This window comes from Ferrimonas senticii DSM 18821, from assembly GCF_000422665.1.
Lineage (GTDB): Bacteria > Pseudomonadota > Gammaproteobacteria > Enterobacterales > Shewanellaceae > Ferrimonas > Ferrimonas senticii.
The window spans coordinates 519,051-536,619 of the sequence record NZ_AUGM01000001.1 but is presented as its reverse complement, the minus strand read 5'-3'; the positions used below and the strand labels follow the sequence as shown (position 1 = coordinate 536,619).

13 protein-coding genes and 1 tRNA gene are annotated in these 17,569 nt (G+C 52.7%); 5 read left to right on the top strand and 9 right to left on the bottom strand.

The genetic code is table 11. The annotated features are described in order from the left end of the window. Positions 1–49: 49 nt before the first annotated feature. The gene (locus tag G506_RS20280; RefSeq protein WP_028115497.1) at positions 50–784 is read left to right on the top strand and encodes a winged helix-turn-helix domain-containing protein; all 735 of its coding nucleotides are present in this window, start codon (positions 50–52) and stop codon (positions 782–784) included. Positions 785–885: 101 nt separating this feature from the next. Beyond that, positions 886–976, top strand: a tRNA-Ser gene (locus G506_RS0102465). Between the two features lie 470 nt (positions 977–1,446). Here the strand turns inward: G506_RS0102465 and G506_RS0102460 are convergent. Further along, the gene (locus tag G506_RS0102460; protein WP_028115496.1) at positions 1,447–1,797 is read right to left on the bottom strand and encodes a DUF2750 domain-containing protein; all 351 of its coding nucleotides are present in this window, start codon (positions 1,795–1,797) and stop codon (positions 1,447–1,449) included. 146 nt (positions 1,798–1,943) lie between these two features. Between G506_RS0102460 and G506_RS0102455 the strand changes: the two genes are divergently transcribed. Next, entirely contained in the window at positions 1,944–3,230 is a 1,287-nt protein-coding gene (locus G506_RS0102455) for an integrase family protein (RefSeq protein WP_028115495.1), read from the top strand. Positions 3,231–3,531: 301 nt separating this feature from the next. On the opposite strand, the gene G506_RS0102450 is transcribed toward G506_RS0102455, so the two are convergent. From G506_RS0102450 to sppA, 3 genes are all read right to left on the bottom strand, one after another. Beyond that, positions 3,532–3,930: a DUF3069 domain-containing protein gene (locus tag G506_RS0102450; protein ID WP_028115494.1), complete on the bottom strand. Its 399-nt coding sequence runs from the start codon at positions 3,928–3,930 to the stop codon at positions 3,532–3,534. 167 nt (positions 3,931–4,097) lie between these two features. Then, positions 4,098–5,108, bottom strand: a complete 1,011-nt coding sequence (gene ansA / locus G506_RS0102445) for an asparaginase (protein WP_028115493.1) — start codon at positions 5,106–5,108, stop codon at positions 4,098–4,100. A gap of 97 nt (positions 5,109–5,205) precedes the next feature. After that, a complete protein-coding gene (gene sppA, locus G506_RS0102440; protein ID WP_028115492.1) occupies positions 5,206–7,047 on the bottom strand; it encodes a signal peptide peptidase SppA in 1,842 nt (613 codons plus the stop codon). A 154-nt stretch (positions 7,048–7,201) separates the two neighbouring features. On the opposite strand from sppA, the gene G506_RS0102435 reads away from it, so the two are divergent. Next, complete coding sequence (locus tag G506_RS0102435; protein WP_028115491.1) at positions 7,202–9,226, top strand: NADPH-dependent 2,4-dienoyl-CoA reductase; 2,025 nt, start codon at positions 7,202–7,204, stop codon at positions 9,224–9,226. 62 nt (positions 9,227–9,288) lie between these two features. Here the strand turns inward: G506_RS0102435 and G506_RS18515 are convergent, their stop codons facing one another. From G506_RS18515 to ubiG, 5 genes are all read right to left on the bottom strand, one after another. Then, on the bottom strand, positions 9,289–9,534 hold the full coding sequence (locus G506_RS18515; protein ID WP_035386895.1) for a 2Fe-2S iron-sulfur cluster-binding protein: 246 nt from the start codon (positions 9,532–9,534) through the stop codon (positions 9,289–9,291). Further along, entirely contained in the window at positions 9,531–10,667 is a 1,137-nt protein-coding gene (gene nrdB, locus G506_RS0102425; RefSeq protein ID WP_028115490.1) for a class Ia ribonucleoside-diphosphate reductase subunit beta, read from the bottom strand. The genes G506_RS18515 and nrdB overlap by 4 nt, the downstream gene beginning before the upstream one ends. Positions 10,668–10,685: 18 nt before the next feature. Continuing rightward, positions 10,686–12,962: a class 1a ribonucleoside-diphosphate reductase subunit alpha gene (nrdA, locus tag G506_RS0102420; RefSeq protein ID WP_028115489.1), complete on the bottom strand. Its 2,277-nt coding sequence runs from the start codon at positions 12,960–12,962 to the stop codon at positions 10,686–10,688. A 370-nt stretch (positions 12,963–13,332) separates the two neighbouring features. After that, the gene (locus G506_RS0102410) at positions 13,333–13,992 is read right to left on the bottom strand and encodes an HAD family hydrolase (RefSeq protein ID WP_028115487.1); all 660 of its coding nucleotides are present in this window, start codon (positions 13,990–13,992) and stop codon (positions 13,333–13,335) included. Beyond that, positions 13,989–14,708, bottom strand: a complete 720-nt coding sequence (ubiG, locus tag G506_RS0102405) for a bifunctional 2-polyprenyl-6-hydroxyphenol methylase/3-demethylubiquinol 3-O-methyltransferase UbiG (RefSeq protein ID WP_028115486.1) — start codon at positions 14,706–14,708, stop codon at positions 13,989–13,991. The genes G506_RS0102410 and ubiG overlap by 4 nt, the downstream gene beginning before the upstream one ends. Positions 14,709–14,894: 186 nt before the next feature. Here ubiG and gyrA point away from each other — a divergent pair, with 186 nt between their 5' ends. Further along, a complete protein-coding gene (gene gyrA / locus G506_RS0102400) occupies positions 14,895–17,525 on the top strand; it encodes a DNA topoisomerase (ATP-hydrolyzing) subunit A (protein ID WP_028115485.1) in 2,631 nt (876 codons plus the stop codon). The last annotated feature ends 44 nt before the right edge of the window (positions 17,526–17,569 follow it).

The window sequence follows — 17,569 nt, the reverse complement described above, 5'->3', positions numbered from 1 at the left end:
AATTGCGTTGCAATAGAGGCTAGACAGATAAAGGAATAGAGGTAACGCAATGGATACTGCAACCCCAACGACACCGCCAAATAAGAAACAAGATAAACTGCTTTGGCCACTTATTACTTTGGTGCCTGAAGGACGAGTGAACGGATTGCGTAGACAGGAGTGTGAATCGCAGTTTGAGTGCCACTACGTTCGAGACGTCAACGACATCATTAAACTGGCGACTGCTAATGGTCGTGGTATCGTGCTGGTTGAATCGTGCAACACCGGTTCGCTCGTCAGTGATGTGGTTAACCGTTTGAATAAGTCGATCTCATTGCCAATCGTGGTTATCTCTTCAGCCGATTTTGCCAGTGGCCGATTGACTTGCTGGCAGGCGGGCGCAAGCCAGGTGCTGGCACCAAATTGTTCCTCGGAAGAGGTGCTGTGGGCCTGCCGCAATGTTGAAAAATTGCAACATCGCACCGTTGCGCCAGTGATGAAGAAATCCAGTGATACTTGGACCTTTGATCAAGGCAGCTTTCGTATTGTTTCTAAACAGGGTCATTGGGTGCGATTAAGCCGCAATGAAGCGCAGATCATGAATGCCCTATGTGAAGCCACCAATCAGGTGGTTCGTCGTGATACCTTGTGGGCGATCTTAGATAAAGCCGACTGGCGCTATAGTGACCGTACGCTTGATGTTTTGATTGCGCGGATCCGCGCTAAGATGCGCCGCATTAAGATCGATCCCAGCGTGATTTTGACCCATTACGGTGCTGGATACGAACTGCGGATCAATAGTTAAGCGGGTTTTGTTGGTTACTTGTGCAAACGCGCCGTTTGCCCTGTTTTTTAATAAAAACGGGCTTTACAGCGAATCGAAGAATCCATATTATTCGCCGCATCGGAGGGATGGCAGAGCGGTTGAATGCACCGGTCTTGAAAACCGGCATAGGTTTGTAGCCTATCTAGGGTTCGAATCCCTATCCCTCCGCCACTTTCTTGCTGAATAAGCTGACAAAGCCCACCCAACGGTGGGCTTTGTCGTATTCGTTGCTATGAAAAAAATACAGGGATAGGGCGAAAACCCTAGACAAGGGTTTGAACTAGCGAAGCGTAGTCGCGATGCGAAGCATCGACTTTGCGTAGCAAGGGATCAACTAGCGAAGCGTAGTGCGGCACGAAGTGCCGAGGGCGAAGCCAGATCCATCCTATCCCTCCGCCGCTGTGCCAGATTATTCAAACCCCAGCCTTAGCGCTGGGGTTTCTCGTTTTAGGCGGTTCAAAAAGTTATTAGTTTTCAGTCGTTAGGTACCAGTTAAGAGCATCGGGCCAGTGAGCGCACTCGCCTAATCCGACAACTGGCATTCGTTCTGACTGAAGACTGAGAACTAATTACTGAAAACTGTTCCATAAAAAACGCAAAAACCCGCCAAGTGGCGGGTTTTATGGTGCTGGCGGCAACGCTTACGCTTCGTTGTCGGCCAACTCTTTAGCGATGGTGAATGGATCGATCTCAGCGCCAGTCAGTTCAGCGTCCCAATCGATGCCGATCAGTACGCCATCTTCATCCAAGCTTGGCAACCACTGTTCGAAAAAGTCGTCCAAGGCAATTTTAGCAACGGTGTAACCCGCCCAATCTTCAATACACAGCGCCTGCGCGGCTTGCTCGCTGGAAAACAGCGGCATCACATCGGTATTTTCAAACTCAATAGAGTCGACCACAACGTATTCGTTGTCGTCGCTTAGCACCCACAGATGACCATTTTCGGTCACTGCTTTAATAAAGGCAGATAGATTGCTGTCGACGTTTGACATGGTTTACTCCGTAACTGATTTGTGCGGATCCTCCCCCAATGGTAGTTGTGGTGCAACCAATAATTGTCTGAATTCTCGAACTGAATCGTTGATTTTGGAGAAAGATCTGAAAAGATCGACGCAATGCAATGAGATAGGGTTGAGATATGGATGGTTTGACCCCCAAGCAGCGGGTATTGATCCTGTTGGATCAGTGTCTTGCTACGGGCGTAAAAGGACGAGTCGCTGAGATTGTTCGACGGGCGCGTGACGAGGTGGATCAGCGCAGCGATTTTAGTGACAGCTATTTTGCCAACGCCGCCGCAGACGTTTCCGATCCGCGTTATCCGGGGCTGGTGTTTAAAGTTGGTAAACGCAGTCGCCGCTGGATCTACCGTTATACCCCTCGCGGTCAGCGTTCAACCAAGCAACTGACCCTTGGTCACTTTCCAACTATGACGGCAGCCGAGGCACGCCTAGCCTGGCAACGCCAGCGCGAGCCTGATGGCCAAGATAGAGCCGAAATTGAGGTCAGCACTGTGGCGCTTTCGATCGCCGAACTAATTAATCGATATCGGCATTATGCCAAACAATTTCGACCGGATTGGCGCCGTGAAATGGCACTGCTGGAGCAGCATTTGGGTGATCGTTTTGGTCAATGGGATGCGTTAGCGCTAAGCCAAACCGAGGTCAGCCAACTGTTAACGATGGCACAGCAGCAGGCGCAGCAGCGGGGTGGCCATGGCCAAGGGGCGAAAGAGAAGTTGCTGGCGGTTATCCGTCATCTGTACGACGTTGCTCGTGGGATCAGCGATTATCAAGACAGCAGTCTGCCGTGGCTAGATCGGCAACATGCCAATCCCACCGAGGGGCTCAGTGTCAGTCGCCCGACCCCAATGCGGATCCCGCTGTTTGCCAGTGATGTTGGTCGCTATCTAAAAGCGCTGACGGGCTTACCACTGAATGAGGATGTTAAAGCACTGCTGCAATTGCAGGTGAGCAGCGCCGCGCCATTTTCAATGCTGTGTCGCTTGCAGTGGCAGCAGATCGATTGGCAGCAGCGCCTGATCCGTTTCCAACAAGCCAATGGCAGCGTGGTGTGGCAACCATTATCGCAGCAGGCACTGCAGATGTTAGATCTGCGCCGTCGTCAGCAGCGACAATCAAGCGTATGGGTGTTCACTGCAATTTCTCAGCAGCATAAGCCGATGCCACTGCGTTACCCAAGTCAGTTATTGGCATCCCTGCGCGAGCATCTGCAACTGCCAAGCCACTTCACAGCAACCGCATTGGTGCGTTTTGCCTTAGAGTGGCATCGCCAACAGGGTGGTGGAATTGGGCAAGTTGGTCTTCCAGTTAGTGACAGTCACATCAAGCTGATACCGGCCTCATCACTGACTGATGGGGCAGAGCAGTGGCAGCAATACCTCTCTAATCTTCGCCATTTTGGCTAATTTCCATTGTAACCAATGCTGTAACGTATTGGTTTTTGTATGGCTTGAGTTGGTGGTTTTGGTGGTTGTGGTGCTTTGATATGGCGATTGGGCAGGTTAGTGTTTGCTGGGTCGCTGTTGTCGTGATAATGGCGTTGGCGTCTTTGTCCGTTCGACGGCGGAGCCAAGAACAGTGGCACGGCGCTGATGATTAGCTAAGAGCGGGTTATGAAATTGCTAGAAATAGGCAGGCTGGGTTTAACTTGGGAAAACAAAAAACCGACGCCTCAAGCGTCGGTTTTCTTCCGGTCGTGGCGACCAATTACGCTTTGAACGGCGCGATCAATTCGTTACGCAGTGGCATGTCGCGACGGGCGGCTTTCAGATCCTTAACCATCATCTTGATACCTTGAGCGAACAGCTGTTGCATCAGTGCTTGCGCTTGCTCTTCGTTAGCTTGGTTATCTTCCTCGTTGGTCTTTTCGATCATCTGCAGCAGCTCTGCACATGGGCCAACTAGGGTGTAAGCGACAACCGCTTGGAACTGCTCGAAAGAGGCCATAACGTTGTGGCAGCTGCCTGGCAGTTTGTCCCACTCGTGACGCAGAGGCATTTCGATGGCGTTGTAGATGCTCAGAACGCCTTCGTGGGATTCTGGTGCCGCTTGCATAAAGTTCAGAACTTGTTGCAGCTCGGCTGGGATCTGGATTTCGTTGCTCATGGTATTACTCAAGGTTGAGGCAAAGGCGGCTATGATAGCGGATCTTAAGCTGATGTAACCGTTTATCTGCGGCAAACGACGAAAATAATCAATGATGCCTACATACCTTATTGGCATTAATAAAAAAGGCAGCCGTATCAATCAAGACCGTCGCTGCCTAAAGCGGATTAAACGCTTAACTCACCGCGTATTGCGGTCTGCATCAATTCACAGCGTTTGGCAAAGCTGAATGGCTGCGATAGCAGGTAGTGCAGTTTGGTTAATGCCGCCTCTGTGGTCATGTCGAAGCCGGACAATACCCCCACACGAGACAGCGCTTTACCAGTGGCATAACCCGCCATATTAACCTTACCCTGCAGGCATTGGGTTAGGTTAACCACCATGATCTCTCGCTGGTTAGCCAACTCGAGTAGCTCCAGCAGATCTTGGCGCTCTGGGGCATTGCCGACACCAAAGGTCAGTAAAATCAGCGCTTTTACCGGTTGCTGCAGAATGTTGGCAATCACCTCAATGCTGATCCCCGGATAAAGGGTAACCACGCCAATCGCTTGGGTTTCAATCCGAGCCACATTGAGCACACTATTGGCTACCACTGGCAGCGACGGTTCGCCGACGCAAATGTCGATACCGGCGTTTAATAGTGGCGCTAAGTTAGGGCTGTCAAAGGCGGCGAAGCCGTCGGCGTGCACTTTGGTGCTGCGGTTTCCGCGCAGCAGCACGTTGTTGAAGAACAAACACACCTCGGCAATTTGGTAATTGGCGGCGATGTATAGGGCGTTCAGCAAATTCGTTTGGCCGTCGGAGCGCAGTTCGACCAACGGGATCTGTGATCCGGTGACAATCACCGGTTTCGCTAAGCCTTCGAGCATAAACGACAGAGCCGAGGCGGTGAATGCCATGGTGTCGGTGCCGTGTAAAATCACAAAGCCGTCAAAATTATGGTAGTGGGCGGCGATGTCATCGGCGATCCGCTGCCAATCGCTGGGCGAGGTATTGGCGGAATCGATCAGCTGTGGGTATTCGTGGATCTCAAATTCCGGCATCTCCGGTCGATGAAATTCGGGATTAGCGTTGACCGACTCGGTCAGAAAGCCGGCGACCGGTGCGTAACCGTTATCGGTCTTCTGCATGCCGATGGTGCCGCCGGTGTACGCAACATAAATTCGTTTACGTGGCATTGGCTAGGGTAGTGCGAGTAAATGTTGGCGCGAGTATAACGCTTCAGGCAAAAGAAAGCCCAGCGACTGCTGGGCTTTGCTTGTTCGATGTTGTTGTTTAGCGTACTGAATCGCACTCTAGGCAGAGGTAATACAACTGGTTGGGATCGTCCAAGCGCAGTTGCTCTGCAATCGGATCCAGCATCGATTGCAGTTGCCACATCAGTTTGGTCTGATGGTTCGGCTCTGGTAGGTAGGCTTGCACGCCCTGCATCAGTTCCCGCAAAAGCTGCTGCTCTGGTGACAGTTCGTGGCCGATGACCGTCGTTTGGTAGTCGTTAAGGCCGGCAAGTTCAGCGGCGCTGGCCACCGCATCATCAAGGCTACCAAGCTTATCGACTAAGCCTAACCCTAAGGCGTCGCTGCCACTCCAGATCCGACCTTGAGCAACCTCGTCAACCTGCTCAATGGTCATATCGCGCGCTTCGGCGACCAAGGAGATAAAGTCGTGATAGCCCTTGTCCATCAATCGTTGGATGATTGGGCCAACCTTGTCATTTAGCGGTGCGAACAGACTCAATTGTTTGATGTCGCTGTTGGCGACGCCATCTTGATGGACGCCAATAAACTCCGCAGCACGCTCGAAGGTTTGGAACAAACTAATGATGCCGATGGAGCCGGTGATGGTGTCGGCTTGGGCGTAGATCTGATCGGCGCTGGCTGAGATCCAATAGCCGCCAGAGGCGGCGACCGATCCCATCGATGCCACCACCGGTTTGCCTGCCGCTTGGATCGCCAGCAACTCTTGGCGGATCTGCTCCGAGGCGTAAGCGCTGCCGCCACCACTGTCGACCCGCAGCACCACCGCCTTTACGTCGTCATCTTGGCGAGCTTCGCGCAGCAGTTTGGCGGTTGATACCCCACCAATGGTGCCGGCGGGTTGTTCACCATTCAAAATGGTGCCTTTGGCGACAATCACCGCCACGGTGTCGTCAACCAGCGGATTAACCATAGGGGCCACTTGCGGCGCGTAGTCGGCGTAAGCGATGGCGTTGATCTTGTCGGCATCGACTGGATCAGAGCCAAATTGGTCACGCATCCGCTGGCGCATCTCAACATCGGTATTCAAGGTATCAGCCAAGCCGCTTGCCACGGCCATCTTGGCGGTATCGTTACCGTTTTCCGCCAATAGCTGACTTAAGTTATCAAAGCTTGGCGCCAGCACTCGTGGGTCGATGTCACGATTCGCGCTGACGGTCGTGCGGTAACTGGCCCACAGATCATCAATCACCGCTTGGCTGGCCTCTTTGGCTTCGGCGGACATATCGTTGCGGGTGTAAGATTCGGCAAACGATTTGTATTTACCAACGCGATACAGGTGGCTGGTGACCAACAGATTATCCAGTGCCTGTTTGTAATACAGGCGGCTCATGCCTAGGCCTTCGATAAACACACCGCCACCGGGATTGATGGTGATCTCATCGGCAAAGGAGGCCAAATAGAAGTTGGTTTGATCCATGCCGCCGCCGTACACCAGTAGTGGCTTGCCGCTGCTTTTATAGTCCTTAAGCGCCTGGCCAATATCTTCCAGTTTGGCCATGCTGGCGGCCAAATTTCCTGGTTTTAAGATCAGGCCACCGATGCGCTCGTCATCGCCGGCGTGACGAATGGTGTGCAGCAGTTCGGCCAATAGGATCTCTTGCGGTTGATCGGCGTCTTGGCCGGTCAATGCCGCAAATGGATCCAGTTCGGTCAGTTCCTCAACCACGATGCCATCCATCGGGATCACCAGTGCACTGCCGTTTTGGATTGGGGCGATACCACTGTCTTGGCTTATGGCGACGATGAGCACCGCCAGCAAACCAAAAAAGATCAGATTCAGAAAAAACTTGCGGATGTTGTTGATTACCGAGAACAACAAGCCAACAAAGCGACCGAATAGTGAGGGCGTTTTTGCCATGAAATTCAATTCCTTTATTACGTTAACGATCATGCTAACTGATTGCTGCTGGTACTTGCACTGGCAATTGTAAGTTGGTTTATCGACGGCCCCCTTGAGTCAATACTCTATGGGCGCTAACCTGCTGATAATTACAACAACTAGGTGTTTATGGATGAACGCACACTATCCCAATATGTTAGCGCCGCTGGACTTGGGTTTTACCTCGTTACGCAATCGCGTGTTAATGGGCTCGATGCATACTGGCCTCGAAGAAGAAAAGGGCGGTTATCACAAGCAGGCGGCGTTTTTTGCGGCTCGGGCAAAAGGCGGCGTTGGCCTTATCGTAACCGGTGGCATCGCGCCGAACTACGCCGGTCGAGTACACGCCTTTGCCAGTCAGTTGTCGTTTCCATGGCAAGTGAAGCACCACCGAATCGTTACCGATGCGGTGCATGCCGAAGGCGGTAAGATCTGTATGCAGATTTTGCATGCCGGCCGCTACGCTTATCACCCAATCTCGGTGGCGCCGAGCAAAATCAAATCGCCGATTACCCCGTTTAAACCATTTGCGTTATCGGCTCGCGGCATTCGTAAGACGGTTCGTGATTACGCCAATTGTGCCGCACTGGCGCAGAAAGCCGGTTATGACGGGGTTGAGGTGATGGGCTCGGAAGGGTATCTGCTTAATCAGTTCCTTTGTGCTCGCACCAACAAGCGCGATGATGACTATGGCGGCTCGTTGGAAAATCGGGCACGACTGCCGCTTGAGATCGTTCGTGCCATCCGTGCCAAGGTCGGTGACAACTTCATCATCATTTTCCGCTTGTCGATGCTGGATCTGGTTGAGGGCGGCAACGATTGGGACGAGGTGGTGCAGCTGGCCAAGTGGCTTGAACAAGCTGGGGTGACCATCATCAACACCGGCATCGGTTGGCACGAAGCTCGGATCCCGACCATTGCAACCAGTGTGCCGCGTGCTGCCTTTGCCGGGATCACCGAGCGTTTGCGTGGTGAAGTTTCGGTGCCGTTGATCGCCACCAATCGGATCAACACCCCAGAAGTGGCCGAGCAGATCTTAAGCTCCGGTCAAGCGGACATGGTGTCGATGGCACGGCCACTGCTGGCCGACGCGGACTTTGTGGTGAAATCCGAAGCGGGACAACGGCAGCAGATCAACGTCTGTATTGGTTGCAACCAAGGCTGTCTTGATCACACCTTTAAGATGAAGCGGGCCACCTGTTTGGTTAATCCACTGGCGTGTTATGAAACCGATTTGCATCTGACGCCGGATAGCAGCGGTCGCACCGTCGCGGTCGTTGGCGCCGGTCCTGCCGGGATGGCTGCGGCTTGCTATGCTGCGGAGCGCGGCTTTGACGTGACCCTGTTTGAAGCCCGCGATGAACTGGGCGGCCAATTTAATCTGGCGGCTAAGATCCCAGGCAAAGAGGAGTTTCAAGAAACCCTTAACTACTACCGCAACCGACTTAAGCAATTTGGGGTCACGGTTAAACTTAATCACAGTGCCAACTGCGAGGAGCTCAAACAGTTTAATGAGCGGATCATCGCCACTGGCGTGGTGCCACGAGTACCACCAATCGAAGGCATCGAGCGCGCCAATGTGGTGACCTATCAGCAAGTGCTGCGCGGTGAGGTGGAAGTAGGCCAACGGGTGGCCTTGATCGGCGCCGGTGGTATCGGTTTTGATATGGCTGAATATCTATCGGAAGCCCATCAAAGCCCAACGCTGAATGCGCCAAAGTGGCTGGCACAGTGGGGCGTTGATCTGGCTTATCAGCAAGGTGCAGGGCTGAGCGAACGTGATCCGTCGGCATTTGAATCGGCGCGGGAAATTTACCTGCTACAACGCAAATCGACGCGGCCGGGTAAAGATTTAGGCAAAACCACCGGTTGGATCCATCGGGCGGTATTGAAAGATCGCCAAGTCAAGTTCGTTACCGGCGCCAACTACCACAAGGTTGATGATCAGGGTTTGCACATTAGCCAAGAGGGTAAATCATCGCTGATTGCGGTCGATACCGTGGTGCTGTGCGCAGGACAGGAGTCTAACCGCAGTTTAAGCGAGCAACTGACGGCGGCAGGAGTAAGCTTTAGCTTGATTGGCGGCGCAGAATTGGCCGCTGAGCTCGATGCCAAGCGCGCCATTCGCCAAGCACTGGAGGCAGTGGTCGCACTGTAAGTTATCCAGTCAAAAAACGGCGCGAACCACTAGGTTCGCGCCGTTTTTTATGGCTTCGCCGATTAGTATTCGACCGTCAACTTGCTGGTTGGGGTGCAGCAGCAGGGCAGGATCTCATTATGCTGTAAGCGCGCCATCGGCTCGGCCAAGTAGCGCACAGTGCCGCTGATCACTTTGGTTCGACAGGCACCGCAAAAACCTTGCTGGCATTCGCTGTAAAGGCCATTTTCCTTTAACAGCTTCAGTAACGGCACCCCCTCTTGATGTGTGTGCTGCTTACCATCCGGCAAGGTGACGGTATGATTCATAGGGTGAATTCCGCCAAGTCTTGGGCATGAATGTGGCTGTCGATCTGATTGGTCAGATAGGAGCTTACCTCCACTTCCTGAGGCGCAACTTGTACCGAATCAGACTCCAACCATTTGCTCATCCATGGCAGCGGATTAGAGCGCTTTTCAAACAGCGCAGGTAGCCCGATCGCCTCCATCCGTTGGTTGGTAATGAACTCGACATAGTCGGCCAAAATGGTTTTGTTCATCCCCAGCATCGATCCGTCTTTAAACAGATAGTCAGCCCACTGTTTTTCCTGCTCGGCGGCGCGGCGGAAGATCTCGACCGCTTCTTGGTGACATTCCATCCCGATCGCTTGCATCTCTGGATCGTCTTTGCCATCGAGCAGGCTATTGATGATGTATTGGGTGCCTTGCAGGTGCAGTTGTTCATCACGGGCGATCAGACGAATGATCTTGGCATTGCCTTCCATCTTCTCTTGCTCGGCAAAGGCGAATGAACAGGCAAACGATACGTAGAAACGAACCGCCTCCAGCACGTTGACCGACATAATGCACAGATACAGTTTCTTTTTAATATCGCGTTTACGGATACTAATGGTTTCACCATTAAGTTGATGCTGTCCCTCGCCAAACTGTTGATACAGCTGGGTCAGTTCGATCAGTTCGTCATAGTACTTAGAGATATCCTCGGCGCGCTTAACGATCTGTTCGTTGACCACGATGTCATCAAACACCTCGCCGGGATTACCAACGATGTTGCGGATGATGTGCGTATAGGAACGAGAGTGAATGGTCTCGTAGAACGACCAGGTTTCAATCCAAGTCTCCAGCTCTGGCAACGACACCAGCGGCAACAGCGCCACGTTGGGGCTGCGGCCTTGAATGGAATCCAGCAGCGTTTGGTACTTTAGATTGGAGATAAAAATATGCCGTTCGTGCGGTGCCAACTTGTTGTAGTCGATGCGGTCTTTTGATACATCCACTTCCTCAGGGCGCCAGAAGAACGACAACTGTTTTTCAATCAGTCGCTCAAAATGTGGATGGCGCTGCTGATCGTAACGGGCAACGTTAACCGGGTTGCCAAGGAACATCGGCTCTTTCAGGGCATCGTTGGCGATGCGAGAAAAGGTGCTGTATTTATGAGTCATGATTATTCACTTTCGCGGTTAAATCTTACAAGCGCCGCCAGCACAATCATCGTCGCTGGCTTTATCGTTAGAGGCGTCGGTTTGACCGTCGCGGGTGTTTTGGTAATACAGGGTTTTTAAGCCGTACTTATACGCCAGCAGCAAGTCGGTCAGCAGGGTTTTGATCGGCATCCGGCCATCAGGGAAGCGTGCTGGATCGTAATTGGTGTTGGCCGAAATCGCTTGGTCGACGAACTTTTGCATCAAGCCCACCAACTGCAAATAGCCGGTGTTGGATGGGATATTCCACAGCAGCTCGTACTGTTTGGCTAAGGTCTCAATGCCCGGCACCACCTGCTTCATGACCCCATCTTTAGAGGCTTTCACCGACACCAAGCCGCGCGGCGGTTCGATGCCGTTGGTGGCGTTGGAGATTTGTGACGAGGTCTCCGATGGCATCAGCGCCGACAGGGTTGAATTGCGCAGCCCGTAACGAACGATGTCGGTACGCAGCGATTCCCAATCCAGATGCAGGGGCTCATCGCAGATCTCATCTAACGACGATTTATAGGTATCGATTGGCAGCACACCTTGGCTGTAGGTGGTCTCGTTAAAGGCTGGGCAAGCGCCTTGCTCCTGGGCTAACTCATTAGACGCTTTAAGCAGGTAGTACTGGATCGCTTCAAAGGTTTTGTGGGTCAGGTTATTGCCGCTGCCATCACTGTAACGCTTGCCGTTTTTGGCCAAGTAGTAGGCGAAGTTGATAACGCCGATGCCCAAGGTGCGGCGGTTCATGGTGCTGATCTTGGCTGCTTTAACCGGATAATCTTGGTAATCCAGCAGGCTATCGAGCGCCCGTACTGCCAGTTGCGCTAGCTCTTCGAGTTCATCCAAGCTTTCAATAGCACCCAAGTTAAAGGCCGACAGGGTACATAGGGCAATTTCGCCGTTTTCGTCGTCGAAGCTGTTCAGGGGCTTGGTTGGCAGCGCAATTTCCAGACACAGATTAGATTGTTTAATCGGCGCTACGCTTGGATCAAACGGGCTGTGAGTGTTGCAGTGATCGACATTCTGAATGTAAATGCGGCCGGTAGAGGCGCGCTCTTGCATCAGCAAACTAAACAGTTCAATTGCTTTGACCTGACGCTTGCGGATCGACTCATCTTGTTCGTACTGGGTGTAGAGCTGTTCGAACTTCTGCTGATCGGCAAAGAAGGCGTCATACAGCCCCGGCACATCCGATGGTGAGAATAGGGTGATCATGCCACCGTCGATCAGGCGCTGGTACAGGGTACGGTTCAATTGCACGCCATAATCCATATGACGGATGCGATTGGCTTCGGTACCCCGGTTGTTTTTCAGTACCAGCAGATCTTCCACTTCCAGATGCCACAACGGGTAGAACAGGGTAGCAGCACCGCCCCGAACCCCGCCTTGGGAGCAAGACTTAACCGCGGTTTGGAAGTGTTTAAAGAACGGCAGCAGGCCAGTATGGAAGGCTTCGCCTTCGCGAATTGGGCTACCCAGTGCGCGAATTTGGCCAGCATTGATGCCAATGCCCGCTCGTTGGCTGACGTATTTAACGATTGCCGATGACGTCGCATTGATGGAATCGAGGCTATCACCGCATTCAATCAATACACAGGAACTGAATTGACGGGTAGGGGTGCGGACGCCACTCATGATCGGCGTTGGTAGGGAGATCTTAAAGGTCGAGACCGCGTCATAGAAGCGCTTAACGTAGTCCATCCGCGTCGTGCGAGGGTAATTAGCGAACAAGCAAGCCGATACCAGCATGTACAGGAACTGGGCGCTCTCGAACACTTCACCGGTGACTCGGTTCTGTACTAAGTATTTGCCTTCCAACTGCTTGACCGCAGCGTAAGAGAAATCCATATCACGCCAGTGATCGAGGTAGTCGTTCAGCTCATTCAGCTCTTCGCGGCTGTAATCGGCCAAAATGTGCTGATCATAACGGCCTTTTTCGACCAACTTAGTGACGTGATCATACAGATGCGGGGGCTCGAACTGCCCATAGGCCTTCTTGCGCAAATGAAACACCGCCAAGCGCGCTGCCAAGTATTGATAATCGGGAGTGTCTTCACTGATTAAGTCTGCCGCCGCTTTGATGATGGTTTCGTGAATGGCTTCGGTTTCAATGCCATCGAAAAAGTGGATGTGCGAGGCCAGTTCAACCTGCGATACCGAGACGTTATCAAGATCCTTTGCCGCCCAAGTGATCACTCGATGGATCTTTTCCAGATCGATCGGTTCTTGGCGGCCGTTGCGCTTGGTTACAAGTAGAGAGCCATTCATAGGGTTTTATTGTTATCCATCAGATTGTGGTGCCGTAAAGTGAAGGCAGTGCGGTCATATCGGCTGCCAACGCGGCGACTAAGCAAATTGTGGTAGATGATTAACCAAACCACAATATGTAGTGTTTGTTGTAGATTGGGATACAAGATAGGGCGTTCGCTGGCATCGATCAAGCCCGACAATTGTGATCATTTTGTGGATAAACTGGGTGTGGATCCGTTTGGTTAGTAGCGCCTTACGACGTTGCTCCCATGCTTAGGCGAGTTATTAAATTTCAACAAAAAAAACGGCCATCGATAAAAAAAGTTATCGATGGCCGATCGAATAATGATCAAGCAAAACCCGTCTGGTCGGAGCAGTCGCTATCGGATTAATTTAGCACCAGCCCATCAAGATCGCTCACTTGCTGGCATAGATAAGTGGCTTGCCAGTCCTGTGGTCTATCCGTTGGCAGGAGATAACCCCACAGCGCCACCGCAGAGTCCATATTACTGTTTTGCGCCGCTTCGATATCACGTTTAGCGTCGCCAACGTAGAGGATCTGTGGCGCTGGCAACGCCAGTAACTGTGCTGCCGCTAACATCGGTTTAGGATCGGGCTTGGCTACGCCAACGCTGTCGCCGCTGATGGTGGCCATGCGACTTTTCAGTTCTGGGAAGTGCTCTAGTAGCGGATCGGTTAACCAGCCCGGTTTATTGGTGACAATTCCCCACGGGATCCCGGCTTGCTCAAGGCGACTGATTAGTGCCGCAACCCCGGGATACAAACAGGTATGCTGGCAAATGTGATTGGCGTAAAAATCCAGCAGACGTTGTCGCAGGGGGGTGACATCGGTGCGACCATAGCGCTCGCCAAGGCCAGCTTGCAACAAACCGGTGGTTCCGTATGAGGCAACCTGAGCCGCTACCTCATCGCTGATTGGTGGATAACCAAAAGCGGTTAGGGCGTCGTTGGCGGCGGCGCCGAGATCTTTGGCGGTATCCAGTAGGGTGCCGTCGAGATCAAACAAGATCCCTTGATATTGATTCATTGATGATGCTCTGGCTTCTGGGCGTGCAGGATGTAGTTAACTCGCATCGATTCAATCAGCGACACGGTTTTGGTCAATGGATTGTAGAACAGGCCACTGGCGTGCTTCATTTGCGCGCCGTTGGCTTCACACCAATGGCTTAGCTGTGAAGGTCGCAGGTACTTATTAAAGTCGTGGGTGCCTTTGGGCAGGGCTTTAACAATACGTTCAGCGCCGACGATGGTGGTTAGATAGGCTTCTGGGGTTTTATTGATGGTCGACAAAAACAGATGGCCACCGGGCTTAAGCATCTTGATGCAAGCGGCAACTACCGATTGTGGATCCGGTACGTGCTCCAGCATCTCTAGGCAGCAAACCACATCGTACTGTTCAGCAAAACCATCGGCGTGTTGTTCGGCGGTGCTATTGAGGTAATCGACTTCAACGCCGCTTTCTAGGGCATGCAGACGGGCCACTTCCAGTGGCTCTTCACCCATATCAAGACCAACCACTTTGGCGCCGCAGCGGGCGAGGGCTTCGCTAACCAAACCGCCACCGCAGCCGACATCGACCGCCTTTTTGCCGAATAAACCGTCGGCGTGGCGTTCAATAAATGAAACCCGGACTGGATTCATCTTATGCAGTGGCCCTGAATGACCTTCTGGATCCCACCAGGTTGCTGCCAATTGTTCAAATTTAGCCACTTCCTGCGGATCTACGTTTGTCTTGTTATTCATGTTGTTAGCGTCATTCCATTACTTCTCTGCGACTGGGTCGATTATATCGACAGCAAGCGGTGGGGCAAACGCCAATGAGCCCTACTAATGGCAAATCCTTGTGTTATTATCCCAAACCACTGAATTAACCAGAACTACTGGGGCGACCTCCGTTGGGGAGGGCGCTGTGAGGGGATCGCGCATTTTATGACTGATCTGGCCAAAGAAATCACGCCAATTAACATTGAAGAAGAGATGCGCACGTCGTATCTCGATTACGCCATGAGCGTAATCGTTGGGCGTGCTTTGCCTGATGTACGTGACGGTTTGAAACCTGTTCACCGCCGCGTACTGTTTGCAATGAATGAGTTGGGCAACGACTGGAACAAGCCCTACAAAAAATCCGCCCGTGTGGTCGGTGACGTAATCGGTAAATACCACCCTCACGGTGATAGCGCGGTTTACGACACCATCGTACGTATGGCGCAGCCATTCTCGTTGCGTTACACCCTGGTAGATGGTCAGGGTAACTTCGGTTCCGTTGACGGTGACTCCGCCGCAGCAATGCGTTACACCGAAGTGCGCATGGATAAGATCGCTCACCAGCTGTTGGCGGATCTAGACAAAGATACCGTTGATTTCGTACCGAACTACGACGGCACTGAGCAGATCCCAGCGGTATTGCCAACTCGCGTACCAAACTTGCTGGTTAACGGCTCCTCCGGTATTGCGGTAGGTATGGCGACTAACATCCCGCCACACAACCTGACCGAAGTAGTGGATGGCTGTTTGACTTTGATTGAACGTCCAGAGACCACTATCGATGAACTGATCGAAGTGATCCCTGGTCCAGACTTCCCGACCGGCGGCGTAATCAACGGCCGTAAAGGCATTTACGATGCCTATCGCACTGGCCGTGGCAAGGTCTACATCCGTGCGGTAACCGAAGTTGAAACCGATAAAAACGGCCGCGACGCGATCATCGTTAACGAGATCCCGTATCAGGTAAACAAAGCCCGTCTGATCGAAAAGATCGCCGAGCTGGTTAAAGATAAGAAGATTGAAGGGATCAGCGGCCTGCGTGACGAGTCTGACAAAGACGGCATGCGCATTGTAATTGAGCTGAAGCGTGGTGAAGTGCCAGAAGTGGTACTGAACAACCTGTACGCTCAGACTCAAATGCAAACCGTGTTTGGTATCAACATGGTGGCGTTGAACAACGGCCAGCCAAAGATCTTTAACTTAAAAGAGACTCTGGAAGCCTTTATCCGTCACCGCCGTGAAGTGGTGACCCGCCGTACCGTATTCGAGCTGCGTAAAGCCCGCGATCGTGCCCATATCTTGGAAGGTCTGGCCATTGCACTGGCCAACATCGACCCAGTTATTGAGTTGATCCGTAACGCTGGTACTCCTGCAGAAGCGCGTCAGCAACTGCTGGAGCGTGGCTGGGAGCTGGGCAACGTTGCCGCAATGCTGGAAAAAGCCGGCGATGACGCGGCACGTCCAGAGTGGTTGGAGCCAGAGTATGGCATTCGCGATGGCCTGTACTACCTGACCGAAGAGCAAGCCAAAGCCATTCTGGATCTGCGTCTGCACAAGCTGACCGGTATGGAGCACGAGAGCATTCTTGGCGAATACCGCGAGCTGCTGCTTCAGATCGCCGAACTGCTGCACATTCTGGCTTCCACTGAGCGCCTGATGGAGGTGATCAAAGAGGAGCTGGAAGAGGTTAAGCAGACCTTTGGTGACGAGCGTCGTACTGAGATCAGCGCTTCTTCTGCTGACATCAACATGGAAGATCTGATCACCCAAGAAGATGTGGTAGTAACCCTGTCTCACGAAGGCTACGTGAAGTACCAGCCACTGAGCGATTACGAAGCTCAGCGTCGCGGTGGCAAAGGTAAGTCTGCCACCAAGATGAAGGATGAAGACTTCATCGAGCGTCTGCTGGTGGCCAACACCCACGACACCATCCTGTGCTTCTCCAGCATTGGTAAAGTGTACTGGATGCGCGTATTCCAGCTGCCATTGGCGTCTCGCGCTGCCCGTGGCCGTCCAATCGTTAACTTGTTGCCACTGGGCGAGGGCGAGCGTATCAACGCCATCCTGCCGGTTGCCAGTTACGATGCCGACAAACACATTCTGTTTGCTACCGCGAAAGGTACCGTGAAGAAGACCTCGCTGTCGGCCTACAGCCGTCCGCTTTCTTCTGGTATTCGAGCGATCAACTTGGCCGAAGACGATCAGCTGATTGGCGTTGATATCACCAACGGTGATGACGAAGTAATGCTGTTCTCTAACGCCGGTAAAGTCGTGCGCTTTAACGAAACCAACGTTCGTTCCATGGGCCGTACTGCTACCGGTGTGCGCGGTATTAACCTGGATGATGGCGATCGCGTGGTGAGTTTGATTGTTCCTCGTGGTGACGGTGCGATTCTGACCGTAACCGAGAACGGTTTTGGCAAACGTACCCCGCAAGCGGAATACCCAACGAAGAGCCGTGCTACCAAAGGCGTGATCTCCATTAAGGTGAGTGAGCGAAACGGTGAGGTAGTCGGTGCCGTTCAGGTCAATGCCAACGACGAAATCATGATGATCACCAACGGTGGTACTCTGGTTCGTACCCGTGTGGCTGAAGTCTCTGAAGTTGGTCGTAACACCCAAGGTGTGCGTCTGATCCGTACCGCTGAGGATGAACAAGTAGTTGGTCTGCAGCGTATCGACGAGATCGAAGAGGATGAATTGGAAGCGCTTGCCGAAGGCGAGGCACCAGCCATCGACGCTGAACAAGCTAATACCGATAACTCCGACGCGCCAGATACTGACGCCCAAGAGTAATTTAAACGGGCGCCGCAAGGCGCCCGCTTTGTTTTCATGGAAAG